Below are 18,265 nucleotides of genomic sequence, written 5' to 3'. Positions count from 1 at the left end.
TATCCATGCAGGCCAACGAGAATAAGCGGCCCCGAAAAGTGGGCCCCTGGTGGTATCTGGCCACCTGAACACTATTACATTCAGGATGATATGAGCAATCGTATGGAGTATGGGTATGAGCAGTAATGAGTTGGATAAACGTTATGGCCTGATGACTGCCATTGCGATGGTGGTCGGCGTGGTGATCGGCTCCGGAGTCTTCTTCAAGGCCGATGATGTACTGCGTCTGACTGGCGGTAATCTGGCCATTGCGCTGTTGGCATGGGCGCTGGGGGCATTTTCGATGATCTTCGGCGCGCTTGTGTTTGCCGAGTTTGCCCAGCGGATCGAAAAGTCCAACGGTATCGTCGATTATGCCGAAGCGGCATACGGCAAAATGTTTGGTTATCTGGTGGGGTGGTTCAAAGGCGTACTCTATTACGCCCCTCTTTCCGCCATCCTTGCCTGGGTCGCCGCTCTATACACCATGATCTTGCTCGGTAGTGATAATCCGACCAACTCTGGTGCGACCTGGATACTGGCGGCTGTCTATATGACGGTCACCTACCTGATTAACTTCTATACCCCGGTTCTGGCGGGCAAGCTGCAAGTGGGTTCTACCCTGATCAAGGTGATCCCGCTGATCCTGGTTGCCATTGTGGGCACCATTTCAGGGTTGCTCAATGGTGTCACCGTGACCAACTTTGTGCAGGCAATGGATGGGATAGGAAGCTCCGGAGGCACGCTGGCCACGGCCGTGGTTGCCACCGCCTTCGCTTATGAGGGTTGGATTGCCGCTGTGACCATCAACAGCGAAATTCGCGATTCCAAGAAGAATCTGCCCAGAGCGCTGGTGATTGGTACCCTGATAGTCTTTGTGGTCTATGTCACCTATTTTCTGGGGATCGCCAGCGTCTTGCCGACGGACGAGATAGTGGCGCAAGGGGATAACGCGGTAAATCTCGCGACAACCAGCCTGTTTGGCGGGACTGCCTCGACCATTTTGACCGTGTTCGTGATTATCTCCTGCCTCGGAACCCTCAATGGTCTGGTGTTGGCGACCATGCGTATTCCCTACTCGCTGGCGATCCGCAATCAGGGGCCAGCCCCCAAGTGGATGAGCCGTATCGAACCGCATCACCACATGCCAATCAATTCGGCCCTCGCGGCAGCCTTGTTGTCGGTGATCTACTCAGTGCTGTGGTACTGCAGTATCAACGAGACATTCGGTCGTTACATCGCTCTGGACGAGATGCCGATCGTGCTGATTTATGGCCTCTATCTGTTCCTCTATGTCTGGTACATGCGCACCTTTACCGAGTTGGGCTGGATAAAGCGGTTTGTGATCCCGACCTGCGCCACTCTGGGCGCGCTCATCATTCTGTATGGCGGTATCACCAATCCCAGTCTGGGGCTCTATCTGCTGGTCTCTGTGGGGGTGATTCTGCTCGGGTTGCTCTTCTACCGTAAGGAGTCACCGGGTAAGTGAGTTGAAAAAAAAAGCGCCGAATGGCGCTTTTTTCATGTGTAAACCGCAGCATGTCGACAACTAACTGCCCAGCAACCCGAGGCGGCCCAGTTCATCCTTGAGCTGATCGAGATTGCGCTCGACACAGGCTTCCCCCTCGTTGATGGCATCGCTGGCGCGATGAAAATCCATGATGGAGAAGCTGCCCAGGCGCGGGCAGAGCTGGATCTCCGGCGGGTCACCGGCCATCCGGGCGCGGGTGATCCGCTCCTGCATGATGTTGATGGAGCCACTCATCACGCTCCACAGACCCGGGGTGGCTGGCGCGGATTCACCGCGATTGAGCCACTGGCTGAGCAGGCCGCCGCTGCCGGGTTGATCCGGCTCGTCGGTCCAGGGTTGGTGCATGTCGGTGTTGAGGTTGACCGCAATCACCACCTCGGCACCCATGGCGCGGGCCAGCGAGATGGGCACCGGATTGACCACGGCGCCATCGACCAGCCAGCGGTCGTTGATCCGGGTCGGGGTGAGGATCCCCGGCATGCCGCAGGAGGCGCGTACCGACTGGCGCAGCGGGCCCTGTTGCAGCCAGATCTCGCGGCCGGTATCGAGTTCGGTGGCAATGCAGGCGAAGGGGATGGGCAGGCTCTCGAGATCGGGATCCCCCAAATGGCTGGCGGCAAGGCCAAACACCTTTTCGCCGCGAAACAGACCGCCGGAGAGGGCCGGGTCGAGCAGGCTGACCACCTGCAGGCGGGTAAAGCCGCGCACCCAGGTTTCCAGCCGATCCAGTTCTCCGGCGGCATAGGCGGCACCGACAAAGCTGCCGATGGAGCAGCCAGCGATCAAATCCGGTTTAATGCCGAGACGTTCAAGGGCGCGGATGACGCCGATATGGGCCCATCCTCTGGCGGCGCCGCTCCCGAGAGCGAGCCCTACGCGGGGTTTACGTGCCACGACAGTCCTCCAAAAAAGGGGTTGAGGGGTCAGCTTACTCCGAGAGTCAGGAGGCGTCATCCTGCCATCTTTCGCTGCGGTTGCGACCGTTGGCCTTGGCCTGATAGAGCGCCACATCGGCGCGGCGTACCGCTTCGTGCAGGGGAAGGTTCTCCTGGTGGGGCAGATAGCCGAGGCTGATGGTGACCTCCAGCTCGGGCTCGATGGCGGCCCAGTCGTGATCTGCCACCGCCTTTCTCAGCCGCTCCGCCAGTTCGCCGATCTGTGCGGCGTTACTGCGGCCAATCAGCAGCAGAAACTCTTCACCCCCCCAGCGGATCAGGCGATCTGTGGGCCCAAGCTGCTGCTGGCAGATCTGCACCAGCCGGATCAGCACGATATCGCCGACTGCATGGCCGAAGTTGTCATTGACCCGTTTGAAGTGATCCGCATCGAACATCAGGATCCCCGCTTGCAACCGGGCCAGCTCTCCCGCCTGCTCCAGCAGCACCAGATAGTGGCGGTTGAAGGCGCCGGTGAGGGCATCGTGGCAGGAGAGGTAATTGAGCCGTTGGTTGAGGCGATGGGATCTCAGGTTGGAGAGGGCGGCCAGCAGCATAAAGAGGATGGCGAGCAGGGTCGGCGTGGACTGGCAGAGCATGGCCCACACCAGCGGCAGCAGGGTGACGTTGTGCACCAGTCGCAACGGGGTATCTGGGATTGCCATGGTCAGCTGCAATGTGCCTTGCCGCCATTGATATTCGCCGGTCGGTTCGGTGTTTTGCGGCGCCACGGGTTGGCGCGCGCTGCTGGCCAGCACCTGGTGGTACTGATTGAGCAGCAGATATTCCCCCAGCGCCGGGGTCATCTGATCGAGCTGCTGCTGCAGGCGGGCGAGCAGCACATCCATGTTGATCATTCCCACCAGAGTTCCCTCTTTGTAGAGGGGCTGGGACATGGTGACCATGGGGCCGCGCCCGATAAAGTCCTCATAGGGGCGCGAGAGAACGGTCTTCTTGTCCGGATTGGTGCTGTGCAGCGCATCTTGCCAGAAGCTCTTCTGGTAGATGGTGGGATAAAAGCGAAACCGGCTGGAGGGTTGCCAAGGGTAGAGATAGATAAAGTTGTCCACACCGGTGAAGTAAACCCAGGCGATCTCGTTGCCAAGGCGCTGGCTGGCGGTGGCAAGCAAGGGGGAGAGGCTCAGGGCCAGATGAATGCGTGCCTCACGCTCGCTGCCGGGGGGCGGCAGCGGGCCATCACCGGTGAGGTTGCCTGCCAGTCCGGCCGGCAAATCACCGGGGAGCTTGTCGAGAGCCAGCCCCTCTGGCAGCGCCTCGATATGGCGATAGAGCTGGCGGGTGAGCACCGACTGGGGGTCGCTGCGCAGTCGCTCCTCAGCCTGCCCGCGCATCGCCTCCAGAAATACTTCGGTCCGTTTGAACCGATCCCGCAGGTAGATGGCACTGTTGAGGGTATCGCTTTGATAGAGGCGTTCAATCTGTTTCAGGCTTTGCCACAAAGTCAAACCAATCAGCAGGATGACCACGGCGAACAGGAGCCAGGTCAGGCGTGTGAGAAAACGGTGGCCAGACATGTTGGGCATAGGCAGTCAGTCGGGTTGCGAAGGAAATTGTCGTTAGTGTATGCGATGTGGTGTGAAAACAAACTGAACTACCTGAAACCGGGTGAGTTCACCATGCACCTGTTACGTTTTGTCACATTTATACATAGTCACGGCATAGTCTGGGGCTAAAATGGCCCCCACTCAGATTTCCCCTTCTTAACACTTCATGGATTGTTTGATGAAAATGCGTATCTGGATTGGCCTCGGCCTGCTCTCTCTGGTAGCGGCCATCTGGTGGGCGGTTGGCCACTTGCAACCAGCAGCCAAAGCCCCTTCCCGCGAGATAAATATTCGTACCCAGACCGTCGAGCAGAGTCTGGCCGAGCCGACTCTCAAGCTGGTAGGTAAACTGGCGGCCAACCACTCGGTGGTGATCACTCCCGAGGTGACCGGGCGCCTGGTCAAGATTGCGGTGCAGTCGGGTCAGCAGGTCAACAAGGGCGATACGCTGGTCGCGCTGGATGCGGGCAAGCAACAGGCGGAGCTGGCCGAGCAGAGTGCCAGTCTGCGCGACGAGAATCGCAAGCTGACCGAAATGCGCAAGCTGGTCGCCCGTGGAGCCGTCACCCAGTCGGTGCTGGAGGGGCAGGAGGCCACCGTTGATCAGGTGCAGGCGCGGGTCGATGCCGCCCGTTACGAACTCTCCCTGCGCACTCTCACCGCTCCCTTTGCCGGTACCGTGAGCCTGATTGATTTGAGCGAAGGGGCCCTGGTCAATAGCGGCGATACCCTGCTGCACCTCGACGATATCGACACCCTGCGCCTCGATCTGGCAGTGCCGGAGCGCTACCTTTCCCTGCTGCGCCCCGGCATGGCGGTGACAGCGACCAGCGCAGCCTGGCCGGATCAGCGCTTTAACGGCACCCTCACCACCCTCGATAGCCGTATCTCCAACGAGACCCAGAACATCAAGGCGAGGGTCGAGTTACCCAATAATAACGGCCAGTTGCGCCCGGGCATGCTGCTCAACGTGGAGCTCTTGCTCCCCTCCCGCCAGCTCACTCTGATCCCTGCCCAGTCGGTGGAGTACGCCGGCGAGCAGCGTTTCGTCTATCGCCTTGAGGCCGATGGCCGGGTCAAGCGGGTGCCAGTGGTGCTCGGCGAGACCGAGGGTGAGACTGTCTGGGTTACCGAGGGGCTGAAAGTCGGCGATCGCATCGTGGTCGAGGGGCTGGTCAACTTGCGTGATGGTGCCAAGGTGCACGATCTGGCGGAGGTGAATGGCTGATGTGGCTCTCCGATATCTCAGTACGCCGACCGCTGGTGGCGGTGGTGCTCAGCGCCCTGCTCAGCGTGTTCGGTCTGGTCGCTTTTAGCAAATTGACGGTGCGGGAGATGCCGGACGTGCAGATCCCGTCGGTCTCCATCACCACCACCTATGAGGGAGCGGCTCCCGCAGTGATGGAGAGTCAGGTCACCAAGCCCATCGAGGATCAGCTCTCCGGCATCAGCGGTATCAAGAATATCAACTCGGTGACCCGCAAGGGGCGCTCGATGATCACCGTCGAGTTCAAGCTTGGCTGGAACATGGTGGAGGGGGTCTCCGATGTGCGCGACGCCCTGACTCGCGCCAAGAGCAAGCTGCCGGAGGATGCCGACGAACCGCTGGTGACCAAGGATAGCGGCAGCGGTGATGTGGCGGTCTGGCTCAACTTCAGCAGCAGCCAGATGGATCGCACCGCCATGACCGACTACGCCAACCGGGTGCTGGTCGACCCCTTGAGCCTGGTGGATGGGGTGAGTGAAGTGGCGCTCTCCGGCGATCTGACCCAGGTGATGTATGTGCGGTTGAGGCCGGCCGATATGGCGGCCCGCGGCGTGACGGTGGCGGATGTGCAGGATGCCCTCAAGCGCGAGAACATCGAGCTGCCGGGTGGCGAGATCCGCAACAACTCCATGACCATGTCGGTGCAGATTGCCCGGCTCTACCACACCGCCGAAGATTTCCAGCAGTTGCAGGTCCGTACCGCGACCAACGGTCAGAGTGTCTATCTGGCCGATATTGCTGATGTGGAGGTGGGAGCCAAGAACGAAGACAGTGCCTACCAGCGCAATGGCCGCGAGAGTCTGGGTATCGGCATCGTCGCCCAGTCCACCGCCAACCCGCTGGCGGTGGCACAGGGGGTGGAGAAGAAGCTGGTGGAGATGCAGCGCTTCCTGCCGGAGGGGGCCACCCTTGAGGTTGACTACGACTCCACCATCTTTATCAAGCAGGCCATCGACGAGGTATATGAAACACTGGCCATCTGTGCCGTGCTGGTGGTGGCAGTGCTCTATCTGTTCCTCGGGCAGGGGCGCACCACACTCATTCCGGCCATCACGGTCCCGGTGTCGCTCATCTCCGCCTTTATCGGCGCCTGGTATCTCGGTTTTTCCATCAACCTCATCACCCTGCTGGCGCTTATTCTCGCCATCGGTCTGGTGGTGGATGATGCCATCGTGGTGGTGGAGAACATTCACCACCATCTGCAGCGGGGTGAGCCCCCCTGCTGGCGGCCTGGCACGGCACCCGCGAGGTGGGCTTTGCGGTCATCGCTACCACCGCCGTGCTGGTAATGGTCTTTATTCCCATCGCTTTTATGGATGGTATGGTGGGCAGGCTCTTTACCGAGTTTGCGATGTTGCTTTCGTTGGCGGTGCTCTGCTCCTCGCTGGTGGCGCTGACCCTCACGCCAGCCATGGGCTCCTGGCTGATGCGCCCGCTCGACAAGCCGAACCGGCTGACGGCGGCCCTCGATCGCGCTTTGGGCCGGATGGAGGGGCACTATCGTCATCTGCTGCAGGGGCTGCTGCGTCGCTCGCGCTGGATGCCGCTGGCGCTGCTGCTCTGTCTGGCCGGTATCGGTGCCCTCTTTACCCAGCTGCCTAGCAGTCTCACCCCGACCGAGGATCGCGGTGTGGTCTTCGTCTTCGTCAAGGGGGCGGAGGGGACCAGCATCGAGCGGATGAAGCGCAACATGCAGCAGGTGGAATCGACCATCATGCCGATGCTGGGCCAGGGGGTGGTCAAGGCGATGAGCTTCAGTACCCCCGCCTTTGGCCGTGGCGGCGATCAGACCGGCATGGTGATCATCCAGCTCACCGACTGGGCCGAGCGCGATGTGACCGCCACCGAGTTTTCCCGCTCGCTCGGGGCCAAGCTGTCGGTTATTCCCGATGTGATGATCCGCACCTTCCAGCCAGGCTTCCGTGGCGGCTCTACCGCTGCGGTGCAGTTCGTGCTGCAGGGCAACGACTATGCCGAGCTCTACCAGCAGGGGCTAGAGCTGCAAAAAGCGGCGCAGGCCAGTGGCCTGATGATAAGCCCGGATCTCGACTACGCCGAGAAGACTCCTGAGCTGCAGGTGACCGTCTCGCGCGACAGCGCCAGCCAGCTCGGCATACCGGTCTCCACCGTTGCCAGCACCCTGCAGGCGATGTTGGGCGGGGTGAGCAAGACCACCTATGTGGACAGGGGCGAGGAGTATGACGTCTATCTGCGCGCCAACCAGAAGGAGTTCAACGGCATCTCGGATCTCGGCCGCATCTACCTGAAAGCGGCCAATGGCGAGATGGTGAGCCTCTCGACCCTGGCGACCGTCAAGCAGGTGGCGACCGCCAATCGCCTCAACCACTATCAGCGCCAGAAGGCGGTGACCCTGACCGCCGATGTGGCACCGGATCACACCCTGGGCGAGGCGCTCGACTTCCTCGACGGCTGGGCCAACGAGCATCTGCCGAGCGGCATGACGGTCGATTACGCCGGTGACTCCAAGGATTACCGCGACAATCAGGGGGAGATGGCGATGGTCTTCGGCCTCGCCCTGCTGGTGGTCTATCTGGTGCTGGTGGCCCAGTTCGAGAGCACCCTCACCCCGACCGTGGTGATGATGACGGTGCCGCTCGGCATCTTCGGCGGTCTGCTTGGCCTCTGGCTGACGGGGCAGGAGATGAGCATCTACAGCCAGATCGGGATGATCATGCTGATCGGCATGGTGACCAAGAACGGTATTCTCATCGTCGAGTTCATCAACCAGTTGCGTCAGCGCGGTGAAGGATTCGAAGAGGCGATCATCGCGGGTTCGGTGCGCCGTCTTCGGCCGATCCTGATGACCTCGCTCACCGCCATCATCGGCGCTGTGCCGCTGATGCTCTCCATGGGGGCTGGCTACGAGAGCCGGATGGCGGTGGGGACCGTGGTCTTCTTCGGTCTCTCCTTGGCGACCCTGGTTACCCTGCTGGTGGTGCCCGCCACCTACCACCTGATCGCCCGTCACGCCGGCATGACCGGGCAGCGGGATCAGCAGGTAGATGAGGCGCTGGCCGCCAGGGGGGACACTTCTGAGCCATAACGGCAGTGTCCGATGCCAGCTTTGACTGGGGCCGTGGAGCGCATCAGTCCGCACCCACAAGCGTGCAGAGCCCGATAGCCGGCTCTGCACGCGCCATCCCCCCGGACTGATAGCCCGTCGAGTGGTTAATCTTCACAACAAACCACTGGTCAAGTGGCTCGACAAACATCACGGTTCTACGGTGTGGCCGGTTACGGAGCCGTGCCGTGCGTGAAGCGGCCTATTCCCCGATCCCCCTCATCATCTCTTTTTCCCCTCCATTTCTGCGGCTTGAGATCGTTTTTACCTAATTGGCACTTTTATTGCTTTTGGTCCGTCAGCGTCAATGAATTGTCTGGGGATGGAAAATGGAAATTAGTGCAAGCAGCCTGATGCAAGAGATGCAGGCGCTCAAGATCGAAGCAGGCGCAACGCCGCTGGCACAACCCGGTCGTCAGGTAACCTCCGACTTTGGTCAGCTGCTGCAACAGGCGCTTGGCAACGTCAACGAACTGCAAGGAGCCGCCAATGATCTGCGTACCCGTTTCGACATGGGCGACAAGTCGGTGGATCTGGCCGAGGTGATGATCGCGGGCCAAAAATCCTCCATCGCCTTTGAAGCCACGGTACAGGTGCGCAACAAGATGGTCGATGCCTACAAGACCATCATGAACATGCCGGTATAAGCGACGCCAATAAACCATGACGACTGAACATCATGAACATGTCAGCAATAAGGACATAAATCGTGGCTACTGACCAAAATGGCGATCTGCTGATAAACGATGAGGGCACCGCCGCCCTCGATGAAAATGAGCAGAAGAGTTCGGCGCTGGGCTTCCTGTCCAACACCGATGTGCTGCGGCAAATCACCCTGATCCTGGGGCTTGCCATCTGTCTGGCCATTGCGGTGTTTATCCTGCTGTGGGGCAAGGAGCCGGACATGCGTCCCCTCGGCACCTACACCACCCAGGAGCTGGTGAAGACTCTCGATTTCCTCGATCAGCAGAAGATCCCCTACGAGGTAGATGGCAAGAGCGTGCTGGTCAACGCCGAAAGCTACCCTACTATCCAGCTGGCCCTGACCCGTGCCGGTCTTGCCAATGCCACCGATAGCAGCATCGGTGGTGAAGATATCCTGCTGAAAGATTCCAGTTTCGGCGTCAGTCAGCGAATGGAGAGCGAACGTCTGAAGCTGAGCCGCGAGCGCCAGCTGGCGAGCGCCATCGAGCAGTTCCAGAATGTGGCCAAGGCCCAGGTGCTGCTGGCTATCCCGAAAGACAACGTGTTTGCCCGCAACGAACGCAAACCTAGTGCCACCGTAGTGCTCAACCTGAAAGGGGCGGCGCTGGGGCAGGGGGAGGTGGACTCCATCGTCGATATGGTGGCCTCCGCCGTCCATGGCCTTGAGCCGACCCGCGTCACCGTCACCGACCAGAATGGCCGCCTGCTCAACTCCGGCTCGCAAGACCCGATCTCGGCCCAGACTCGCAAAGAGTTTGCCATGCAGCAGAAGCAGGAGCTGGAGTACAAACAAAAAATTGACGCCATCCTGATCCCGGTGCTGGGGGCCGACAACTATACGGCGGAAGTGGATCTCTCCCTCGACTTCTCCCAGCAGGAGCAGACCCGCAAGACTTACAACCCGGACCTGCCTGCAGTGCGCTCCGAGATGACCATGGAAGAGAACAGCGCCAGCGGCAGCAACGGTGGTGTGCCCGGCGCCCTCTCCAACCAGCCCCCTGCCGCCTCCAATATTCCCGAGGAGGCGACCGGTGGTGATGGTGCCAGCGCTGCTGCTTCGGGCCGTTCCCGCAAAGAGGCGACCCGCAATTTCGAGCTGGATACCACCGTCAGCCATACCCGTCGCCAAATGGGTGGCATTCGCCGCATGACTGTTTCGGTTGCCGTGGATTACAAAGCGGTGCCCGGTGCCGACGGGGCCGTGACTCGTGAGGCGCGCACCCAGGCAGAACTCGATACATTGCGCCGTTTGCTGAGCGGTGGCCTTGGCTTTGATGTGACCCGTGGTGATACCCTTGAGGTGATCGCGATTCCGTTCAATCGCCCAGAGCTGGATACCGTGGCCGAGGTGCCGCTCTACGATCAGCCCTGGTTCTGGCGTGCGGTGCGGATTGCCGCCTCGGTACTGGTGATCATCGTCTTGATCGTCACCGTGGTTCGCCCCATGCTCAAGCGACTGCTCTACCCGGATGCCAAACCGGAAGGGGAAGTGGATTTCGACAACCACACCGTACTGGGTGGCGACGACGAGTTGAGTCTGCTGTCAGCACAAGTCGAGAACGATCAGGTATTTGGTGTCCGCGATGGCCAGCTGAAACTGCCGGATCTGCACCGTGATGAAGACTTGCTCAAGGCGGTACGTGCGCTGGTGGCGAACGAGCCGGATCTGGCCGCTCAGGTCATTAAAGAATGGGTAACGAACAAAGATGCCTGAAGAAAAGAAGAGTCAAGTCACCGGCAATGACATTACCGACAGTCAGCGCCAGATCCTCGACCAGATGTCGGGGATGGAAATGGCTGCGGTGTTGATGCTGAGCCTCAATGAAGAGGATGCCGCCCAGATCTTCCGTCATCTCGAGCCCAAGCAGGTGCAGCGGCTCGGTATGTCGATGGCTTCCATGTCCGACTTCAGTCACGATCGGGTGGCGGCGGTGCACCGTCAATTCATCGACGATATCCAGAAGTACACCAACATCGGTATCGGCAGCGAAGACTTCGTGCGCAAGGCGTTGGTGGCGGCCCTTGGCGAGGACAAGGCGAGCAATCTGGTGGACCAGATCATTCTCGGTTCCGGCGCCCGTGGCCTCGATTCGCTCAAGTGGATGGATGCCCGTCAGGTGGCCAGCATCATCCAGAACGAACACCCGCAGATCCAGACTATCGTGCTCTCCTATCTGGAGCCGGAGCAATCCGCCGAGATCCTGAGCCAGTTCCCGGAGCAGGTGCGCCTCGATCTGGTGATGCGTATCGCCAACCTCGAAGAGGTACAACCGGCGGCACTGCAAGAGTTGAACGACATCATGGAGAAACAGTTCGCCGGTGCCGCTGGTGCCCAGGCAGCCAAGATGGGCGGCCTGAAGGCTGCCGCCAACATCATGAACTATCTGGATACCAATATCGAAGGCCAGTTGATGGACTCCATCCGCGAGTCGGACGAGGAGATGAGCCAGCAGATCCAGGATTTGATGTTCGTGTTCGAAAACCTCATCGATGTGGACGATCGCGGCATCCAGACCATGCTGCGGGAAGTGCCGGGGGATCTGCTGCAACGCGCCCTCAAGGGCTCCGACGATCAGATGCGCGAGAAGATCTTCAAGAACATGTCCAAACGGGCGGCCGAAATGCTGGCGGACGATCTGGAGGCCATGGGGCCGATCCGGGTCTCCGAAGTGGAAGCGGCCCAGAAAGAGATCCTCTCCATCGCCCGTCGTCTGGCGGATGCCGGCGAGATCATGCTGGGCGCCGGTGGCGGCGAGGAGTTCCTCTAAGCCATGGCCCATAAACAGAACCGCGATGCCAAGCCCGCATCAGGCAGTGGTGAGGAGCCGCGCAAAGCATGAACAACAAACTGCGTGGGTATGTGCGCCCCGAGGGTGATGATGCCCGGGTTGAGACCTGGGGCTGGCCCGAGATGGAGGTCGAGGTAGAGGCGGGAGCGCCTACCAATGCTCTTGGCCTGGCCCCTGACTGGTATCAGCAGGAAGAGGAGGTGGTGGAGCCGGAGCCCGAACAGGAGCCGACCCCCAGCATCACCGCCGAAGAGCTTGAAGCGATCCGTCAGGCCGCCTGGGAAGAGGGGATGGCTGAGGGGCGCGAGTCCGGTTATGCCAAGGGAATGGAAGAGGGCAAGCTGGAAGGATTGCAACAGGGTCATTCTGCCGGTCTCGAACAGGGGCGCGAGGAGGGGCTGGCTATGGGCCGCGAGCTGGTGGAGCAGGAGATCGCCCACTGGCAGGGGCTCGCCGCGCGCCTTGCCAATCCGCTTAACGAGCTGGATCAGGCGGTGGAGCAGCAGTTGGTCTCGCTGGTGATGCAACTGGCCCGCGCGCTGATTCGTCACGAAGCGGAGACCTCCCCCCGCATTCTGCTGGAGGCGCTTAAAGAGGGGCTGGCCTTGCTGCCTGCCGCCGAACAGGGGGTGACTCTGATGTTGCATCCCGACGATATAGCGCGAATCGAACAGGCATTTGGCCCCGAAGAGTGCGCCAAGCGCCACTGGCGATTGCAGAGCGATCCCACCCTCTCCCCCGGCGATCTGCAACTGGCGACCGAGCTATCCAGCATCGATTTGACCCTCTCCGGGCGCATCGATCAGTTGCTGCGCAACTTCTTGCGGGACAATGCGTCGCAGAAACCGGCTTCGCAGGACTCACGCCCATAACCGATGCCGGACGTTGCCGTCCGGCTGCACTTTTTAGCTCTCAGGAGGCCAGATGAGCGGCTCGCTACTGAACCGTTTGCAAGGGTACAAGGTACGCGACAGCGCCCCCAAACCGCCGGTCGCCGGCAAATTGACCCGGGTGGTGGGGCTGACCCTCGAAGCCATCGGCTGCCGTGCCGCTATCGGTGCCCTCTGCCGCATCGATACCCTTGATGGGACGCTGGAGGCTGAAGTGGTCGGTTTTTCTGGCGATCGCCTCTATCTGATGCCGAGCGAGCAGCTCAAGGGGGTGATCCCCGGTGCCCGGGTGGTGCCCATCACCGAAGAGCACGGCATTCCGGTTGGGATGAACCTGCTTGGTCGGGTCATCGACGGCATCGGTCAGCCACTCGATGGCCTCGGCCCCATTCTCTCCTCCCAGACCGTGCAGTTTGCCCAGCACCGCATCAACCCGCTCTCTCGCCGCCCGATCCATCAGCCGATGGACGTGGGGGTGCGCGCCATCAACGCCGTGCTGACGGTCGGTCAGGGCCAGCGGATGGGGTTGTTTGCCGGTTCCGGTGTCGGTAAATCGGTGCTGCTTGGCATGATGACCCGTGGCTCGGTGGCGGATGTGGTGGTGGTCGGCCTCATCGGTGAACGGGGCCGGGAGGTGAAAGAGTTTATCGAAGACATTCTGGGAGAGGAGGGCCGTGCCCGCTCCGTGGTGGTAGCGGCTCCCGCTGATGCCTCGCCGCTGATGCGGCTCAAGGGATGTGAAACGGCGCTTGCCATCGCCGAGTATTTCCGCGATCAGGGGCTCAACGTGTTGCTCTTGATGGATTCATTGACCCGTTATGCCCAGGCCCAGCGTGAGATCGCGCTGGCGGTGGGCGAGCCGCCAGCGACCAAGGGTTATCCGCCCTCGGTATTTGCCAAATTACCGGCGCTGGTGGAGCGTGCGGGTAACGGCAGTGACGGCCAGGGCTCCATCACCGCCTTCTTCACCGTCCTGACCGAGGGGGATGACCTGCAAGATCCCATTGCCGATGCGGCGCGGGCGATCCTCGATGGCCACATAGTGCTGTCGCGCGAGCTGGCCGATGCGGGCCACTATCCGGCTATCGATATCGAGAAGTCCATCAGCCGGGTCATGCCCATGGTCACCTCGCCGGAACATATGGATCTGGCGCGCACCCTCAAGCAGTTCTACTCCCTCTATCAGCAGAACCGGGATCTCATCACCATCGGCGCCTACAGTCAGGGTTCCGATCCGCGCATCGACCGCGCCATCATTCAAAAACCCTATCTGGATCAGTTCTTGCAGCAGGGGATGCGCGAGGTCATTCACTACGATGATGGCCTGCAAGCCTTGCAGATGGTGGCGATGCCATTGATGCGCTGATGATGGTCGGTAACAGAGAGGTCGACGATGAGTAAAGGGTTGGTATTGTTGGCCGATCGGCTGGTGGAGGCGGAGCAGCAGTGTGCGCTGGCACTGGTGAAGGCGCAGCAGGATCTCAAGCTGTTCATGGATCAGCAAAATGCCCTCAACCAGTACCGCCAGATCTATCACCAGCAGTGGACCGATCGCGGCCTGCAGGGGATTTCGCCCCAGCAAAATACCCAGTATCACGCCTTTATCAACAAGCTCGAACAGGCAGCGACCCAGCAGTACGAAGGGGTGTTGCAGGTGCGTCAGGCGCTGGAACAGCGCCGTGAAGAGTGGCTGGCGGCCCAGCAGCGGCGCAAGGCGGTGGAGCTGTTGCTGGAGAAGCAGGCGAGCCGCGAGCAGCAGAAAGCCCAGCGTCAGGAGCAGAAGATGCTGGATGAGTACGCCATGTTGCGACGCTTTCATCAATCTGGCCTGTAACTTGCTTTGATATGGACATTGTCGGCGGCCATCTTTTTGGGGGCCACCAGAATTCAGGGATCCCATCATGATGCAGACACTGTTGACACAAACGCCTTCGGCTGCGGCCAACGGGTTGGATAAAGCGCCTCTGAGCGGTTCCGTCGAGAGCAAAAGCATCGATGGTGGGACCGGCAGCGACAGTAAGGGGGATTTCGCCACCCTGATTGCCAAGGCCCGGAACAGCGAACAGGGCGCCGCCGAGGCCACTCAGGGCGGTAACCATGTCCGATCAGCCAAATCTTTGGCGACCGAGAGCGCCTCTCCCAAAGAGGAGACCGGCAAGGAGCAGGCTTCTGACGCCGACAACAAGGTGGAGGAGGTTCCTGCCAACGACTTTCTGCTGCGTCTGCAAGACTCCCTCAAGCTCGATACCTCGCTAGTGACACCCCAGCTGGCGGTAGCAGCCCAACAGAGCGCCACTGTGGTAGACGGCAATCCGTTGCCGCAAGAGGGTGAGCTGGAGGGGATTGCGCTTGATGAAAGCGAGCAGACTCCTGCCGCTGCCAGAATTGCCAGCCAGCTTGCCGGTCAGACCGGGGCGCAGTCGCCGCTGGCGACGACCGCCAATTCGACTTCAGAAACCACCGTATCGTCCTCAGCGGCGCGAGTGGTGGTGCAGGGCGATGCCTCTGCTGCCGTTCTCTCCTCTGAAGGTGAAGATGCCGCCACCACTGCGGATGGGCAGACCGGGGAGAAAGCCTCTGCCAAGGGCGAAACCCTCGGAGCAGATGGCAAGCACACCAAGCCCCTCACGGGGGCAGAGCGGATGGCCCAGCTGGCCAAGGTGCTGCCGGTCGATGAGTCGGCAAGCACCGCCAAATCCGCGGAGTCACTCGCGGCAAAAGAGGCTGGCGACAGCAAATCCGATCCCGCCGCCAGCAATGCTTTGACTAACAAGGGGCAGGCGACGCAAGCCGCGACTCAGGGGGCTGCGCTCAAGGCCTTCAGCGAGGGGCTCAAGCAGCCTGAAGCTGGCGCTGCAACCACCTCAGCAACTGTGGATGGAAGTGGGGTAGCTGGCAAGGGGGCAGAAAAGGGGGCCGCCGAGGGTAGCCAGCAGCAAGCCACCGCCGCTAATCAAAGTTCGGCGCCCGTGAGGACGGCGCAGAGTGTCGCAGAAAGTGCCGCAGCCCAGAGCAGCGTAACGACAAATGCGATGGCTCAGACCGATAGTGCTGCCGCCCCCGTGATGGTGGCGCCGCAGCAGGTGTTGGCACAGGCTGAATCTCAGGGGCCGCAAGCGCCGCTGTCGACTATTTCAGCCGGCATCAAGCAGATGGAAGTGACCGGCACCGACGAGGTGCGCAAAGCGGTTTCGCTTGAGGTAAAACCGAAGGCCGGTGAGGCGGAGAAGAGCCTGGTTGCGACGACATCTAGCGGCGAGAGCAGCCCGAGCCAGACCGTTCAGCATGGCCAGAACAGCCAGACTCAGCCACAGGTGGCCGATAGCCGGGCGCCCGCCGCTGAGACGACGCTGCGCCGTGAGCCGCAGAATTTACCCCATTTGAAACTGGCCAGTCAGGAAGCACCTGCCGAATTGCACCAGAAGGTCAATGTGATGCTGGCCGAAAAACTGCAACAGGCGGAAATTCAGCTCGACCCCCTCGGCCTTGGCAAGATGAAGATCCAGATCCAGATGGGGGCCGACAGCCAGGCAAACGTCCATTTTGTGGTACAACATGGACAGACCCGCGAGATGCTGGAGCAGGCGATGCCCCGGCTACGTGACATGCTGGCAGGGCAGGGGATCCAGCTTGGCCAGACGCAGGTGCAGCAGCAGTCGCAGCAACAGCAGCAACAGGGCCAGCCCACCTTTAACGGGCAGGGTCAGCAAGGTCAGAGTAGTGGTCAGCCGCGGTCCGGTAACGGGCTGGTTGAAGGGGAACTCACCACTTCCAACCCCAGTTTGCTGGTGGAATCGACAAACGGTTCCGGAATTGATTTCTATGCTTGATGCAATCCCGAGTAAGTTTATGATATCGAACAAGTTTGAGACTAGGGTGGACAAGGGATGGCTGACGATAACGAGTTGACGCTAAAAGACCCGGCTGCGGGCAAGAAAAAGAAGCTGATCATTATCATTGCCCTAGCGGTTATTTTGCTGGGCGGTGGTGGTGCTGGCGCCTTCCTGATGCTCTCCGGCTCCGATAAACCGCCCGCTGAAGCGGCGGAAGGTGCCGAGGCCGCACCCAAGGAGGAAGCGCCTAAACCTTCCCTCTATGTCGGTATGCCGCGCCCCTTTGTCTTCAACGTTGCAGGTGCCCAGCGAGATCGACTGGTGCAGATCAAGATCCAGCTGATGGTGCGCGGTACCGCCGACGAGACGCTGGCCAAACAGAATATCCCCCTGATTGAAGGCACCTTGCTGCGGGTATTCAGCGCAGCCAGTGCCGAACAGCTGATGACCTTTGAAGGCAAGGAGAAGCTGCGCAAGGATTCACTGGAAGAGTGCCGTCGGGTGCTCAAGGACCTGGTCTCTTCCCCCGTTATCGAACAAGTGCTGTTTACCGGCTTTGTAATGCAGTAGGTGAAGCGTGAGCGATCTGTTAAGTCAGGACGAAATTGATGCCCTCTTGCACGGTGTCGATGATGTCGAAGAGGAAGAGATAGGCGGCGCTGGAGACCCCGGCGTAGCCCAGTTTGACTTCTCCTCCCAGGACCGCATCGTCCGTGGTCGCATGCCGACGCTGGAGCTGGTGAATGAACGTTTCGCCCGCCATATGCGGATCAGCCTGTTCAACATGATGCGTCGTACCGCCGAGGTCTCCATCAACGGGGTGCAGATGCTCAAGTTTGGCGAGTATGTTCATACCCTGTTTGTGCCGACCAGTCTCAACATGGTGCGGTTCCGCCCGCTCAAGGGGACGGCACTCATCACCATGGAGGCCCGACTGGTCTTCATCCTGGTGGAGAACTTCTTCGGTGGCGATGGCCGTTATCACGCCAAGATTGAAGGGCGCGAATTTACCCCGACCGAGCGGCGCATTATCCAGATGCTGCTCAAACTGGTGTTTGAGGATTACAAGGATGCCTGGGCGCCGGTGATGGACGTGGGGTTCGAGTATCTCGACTCCGAAGTGAACCCTGCGATGGCCAACATCGTCAGCCCGACCGAAGTGATCGTGGTCAGCTCGTTCCACATCGAGCTCGATGGTGGCGGCGGCGACTTCCACGTGGCGATGCCTTATTCCATGCTGGAACCGATCCGCGAGCTGCTGGATGCCGGTGTGCAGAGTGACAAGGGGGATACCGACGTACGCTGGAGCAAGGCGCTGCGTGACGAGATCATGGACGTCAAGGTGGAGCTGCGGGCCAAGCTGCTGGAGACCGAACTCACCCTGCGTGAACTGATGGAGCTGCGACCCGGCGATATCATTCCGGTCGATATGCCGGAAAATCTGCTGGTTTTTGTCGAGGACTTGCCCACTTTCCACGCCAAGATGGGCCGCACCAAGGATAATGTGGCGCTCAAGATCACCGACAAGCTCAAACGTCCGGAAGGGGTCAAGACGGAGATGCATCTGGTGACCCGGGGCGGGGTACGAATTGATGGCGAGGCCGAGCTGGAAGAGCTCGAGCGCAGTATCGAAGATCAACAGCGATAATTGACGGTTTATTACGGTAAACGGTCACGAAGTAGCATAAG

At 60.5% G+C, this 18,265-nt stretch carries 13 protein-coding genes and 1 pseudogene; 12 read left to right on the top strand and 2 right to left on the bottom strand.

The annotated features are described in order from the left end of the window. Positions 1–115 precede the first annotated feature (115 nt). Entirely contained in the window at positions 116–1,468 is a 1,353-nt protein-coding gene (locus ACTG2G_RS05145; RefSeq protein WP_421387485.1) for an APC family permease, read from the top strand. A 60-nt stretch (positions 1,469–1,528) separates the two neighbouring features. Here ACTG2G_RS05145 and ACTG2G_RS05140 read toward each other — a convergent pair whose 3' ends face one another. Both ACTG2G_RS05140 and ACTG2G_RS05135 read right to left on the bottom strand, forming a co-directional pair. Beyond that, on the bottom strand, positions 1,529–2,404 hold the full coding sequence (locus tag ACTG2G_RS05140) for a patatin-like phospholipase family protein (protein WP_058059756.1): 876 nt from the start codon (positions 2,402–2,404) through the stop codon (positions 1,529–1,531). 46 nt (positions 2,405–2,450) lie between these two features. Continuing rightward, positions 2,451–3,989 carry a sensor domain-containing diguanylate cyclase gene (locus tag ACTG2G_RS05135; RefSeq protein WP_429204587.1) on the bottom strand — a complete coding sequence of 513 codons (1,539 nt, stop codon included), beginning with the start codon at positions 3,987–3,989 and terminating at the stop codon, positions 2,451–2,453. Positions 3,990–4,188: 199 nt separating this feature from the next. On the opposite strand from ACTG2G_RS05135, the gene ACTG2G_RS05130 reads away from it, so the two are divergent. The 11 genes and pseudogenes from ACTG2G_RS05130 (at position 4,189) to fliM (ending at position 18,224) form a co-directional block, all read left to right on the top strand. Further along, complete coding sequence (locus ACTG2G_RS05130) at positions 4,189–5,238, top strand: efflux RND transporter periplasmic adaptor subunit (RefSeq protein WP_421222773.1); 1,050 nt, start codon at positions 4,189–4,191, stop codon at positions 5,236–5,238. Further along, positions 5,238–8,341, top strand: a pseudogene (locus ACTG2G_RS05125) (efflux RND transporter permease subunit). Before ACTG2G_RS05130 ends, ACTG2G_RS05125 begins: the two are co-directional and overlap by 1 nt. 347 nt (positions 8,342–8,688) lie before the next feature. Further along, positions 8,689–9,006 carry a flagellar hook-basal body complex protein FliE gene (gene fliE / locus ACTG2G_RS05120; RefSeq protein WP_005362062.1) on the top strand — a complete coding sequence of 106 codons (318 nt, stop codon included), beginning with the start codon at positions 8,689–8,691 and terminating at the stop codon, positions 9,004–9,006. A 62-nt stretch (positions 9,007–9,068) separates the two neighbouring features. Then, positions 9,069–10,778, top strand: a complete 1,710-nt coding sequence (gene fliF, locus ACTG2G_RS05115) for a flagellar basal-body MS-ring/collar protein FliF (RefSeq protein WP_274161140.1) — start codon at positions 9,069–9,071, stop codon at positions 10,776–10,778. Beyond that, positions 10,771–11,832, top strand: coding sequence for a flagellar motor switch protein FliG (fliG, locus tag ACTG2G_RS05110; protein ID WP_005334749.1), 1,062 nt, complete (start codon positions 10,771–10,773; stop codon positions 11,830–11,832). Before fliF ends, fliG begins: the two co-directional genes overlap by 8 nt. Positions 11,833–11,900: 68 nt before the next feature. Further along, complete coding sequence (fliH, locus tag ACTG2G_RS05105) at positions 11,901–12,725, top strand: flagellar assembly protein FliH (RefSeq protein WP_274161141.1); 825 nt, start codon at positions 11,901–11,903, stop codon at positions 12,723–12,725. A gap of 52 nt (positions 12,726–12,777) precedes the next feature. After that, complete coding sequence (gene fliI / locus ACTG2G_RS05100; RefSeq protein WP_005334747.1) at positions 12,778–14,109, top strand: flagellar protein export ATPase FliI; 1,332 nt, start codon at positions 12,778–12,780, stop codon at positions 14,107–14,109. Positions 14,110–14,136: 27 nt separating this feature from the next. Further along, entirely contained in the window at positions 14,137–14,577 is a 441-nt protein-coding gene (fliJ, locus tag ACTG2G_RS05095) for a flagellar export protein FliJ (protein WP_005334746.1), read from the top strand. Positions 14,578–14,644: 67 nt separating this feature from the next. After that, complete coding sequence (locus ACTG2G_RS05090; protein WP_274161142.1) at positions 14,645–16,573, top strand: flagellar hook-length control protein FliK; 1,929 nt, start codon at positions 14,645–14,647, stop codon at positions 16,571–16,573. 57 nt (positions 16,574–16,630) lie between these two features. Next, positions 16,631–17,146 (top strand): flagellar basal body-associated protein FliL, encoded by a 516-nt coding sequence (gene fliL / locus ACTG2G_RS05085; RefSeq protein WP_005334744.1) that lies wholly within the window; start codon positions 16,631–16,633, stop codon positions 17,144–17,146. Between the two features lie 7 nt (positions 17,147–17,153). After that, complete coding sequence (fliM, locus tag ACTG2G_RS05080) at positions 17,154–18,224, top strand: flagellar motor switch protein FliM (protein WP_005334736.1); 1,071 nt, start codon at positions 17,154–17,156, stop codon at positions 18,222–18,224. Positions 18,225–18,265: the final 41 nt, after the last annotated feature.

The organism is Aeromonas sp. 55A (assembly GCF_051919665.1).
Lineage (GTDB): Bacteria > Pseudomonadota > Gammaproteobacteria > Enterobacterales > Aeromonadaceae > Aeromonas > Aeromonas veronii.
The sequence above is the reverse complement of the archived record's forward strand: the minus strand, read 5'-3'. Positions and strand labels throughout refer to the sequence as shown.

Bases quoted from the DNA above. Each gene is read 5' to 3' on its own strand.
- ACTG2G_RS05145 (WP_421387485.1), top strand. From the start codon at position 116: ATGAGCAGTAATGAGTTGGATAAACGTTATGGCCTGATGACTGCCATT.
- ACTG2G_RS05135 (WP_429204587.1), bottom strand. From the start codon at position 3,989: ATGCCCAACATGTCTGGCCACCGTTTTCTCACACGCCTGACCTGGCTC.
- ACTG2G_RS05130 (WP_421222773.1), top strand. From the start codon at position 4,189: ATGAAAATGCGTATCTGGATTGGCCTCGGCCTGCTCTCTCTGGTAGCG.
- fliE (WP_005362062.1), top strand. From the start codon at position 8,689: ATGGAAATTAGTGCAAGCAGCCTGATGCAAGAGATGCAGGCGCTCAAG.
- fliG (WP_005334749.1), top strand. From the start codon at position 10,771: ATGCCTGAAGAAAAGAAGAGTCAAGTCACCGGCAATGACATTACCGAC.
- fliH (WP_274161141.1), top strand. From the start codon at position 11,901: ATGAACAACAAACTGCGTGGGTATGTGCGCCCCGAGGGTGATGATGCC.
- fliI (WP_005334747.1), top strand. From the start codon at position 12,778: ATGAGCGGCTCGCTACTGAACCGTTTGCAAGGGTACAAGGTACGCGAC.
- fliJ (WP_005334746.1), top strand. From the start codon at position 14,137: ATGAGTAAAGGGTTGGTATTGTTGGCCGATCGGCTGGTGGAGGCGGAG.
- ACTG2G_RS05090 (WP_274161142.1), top strand. From the start codon at position 14,645: ATGATGCAGACACTGTTGACACAAACGCCTTCGGCTGCGGCCAACGGG.
- fliL (WP_005334744.1), top strand. From the start codon at position 16,631: ATGGCTGACGATAACGAGTTGACGCTAAAAGACCCGGCTGCGGGCAAG.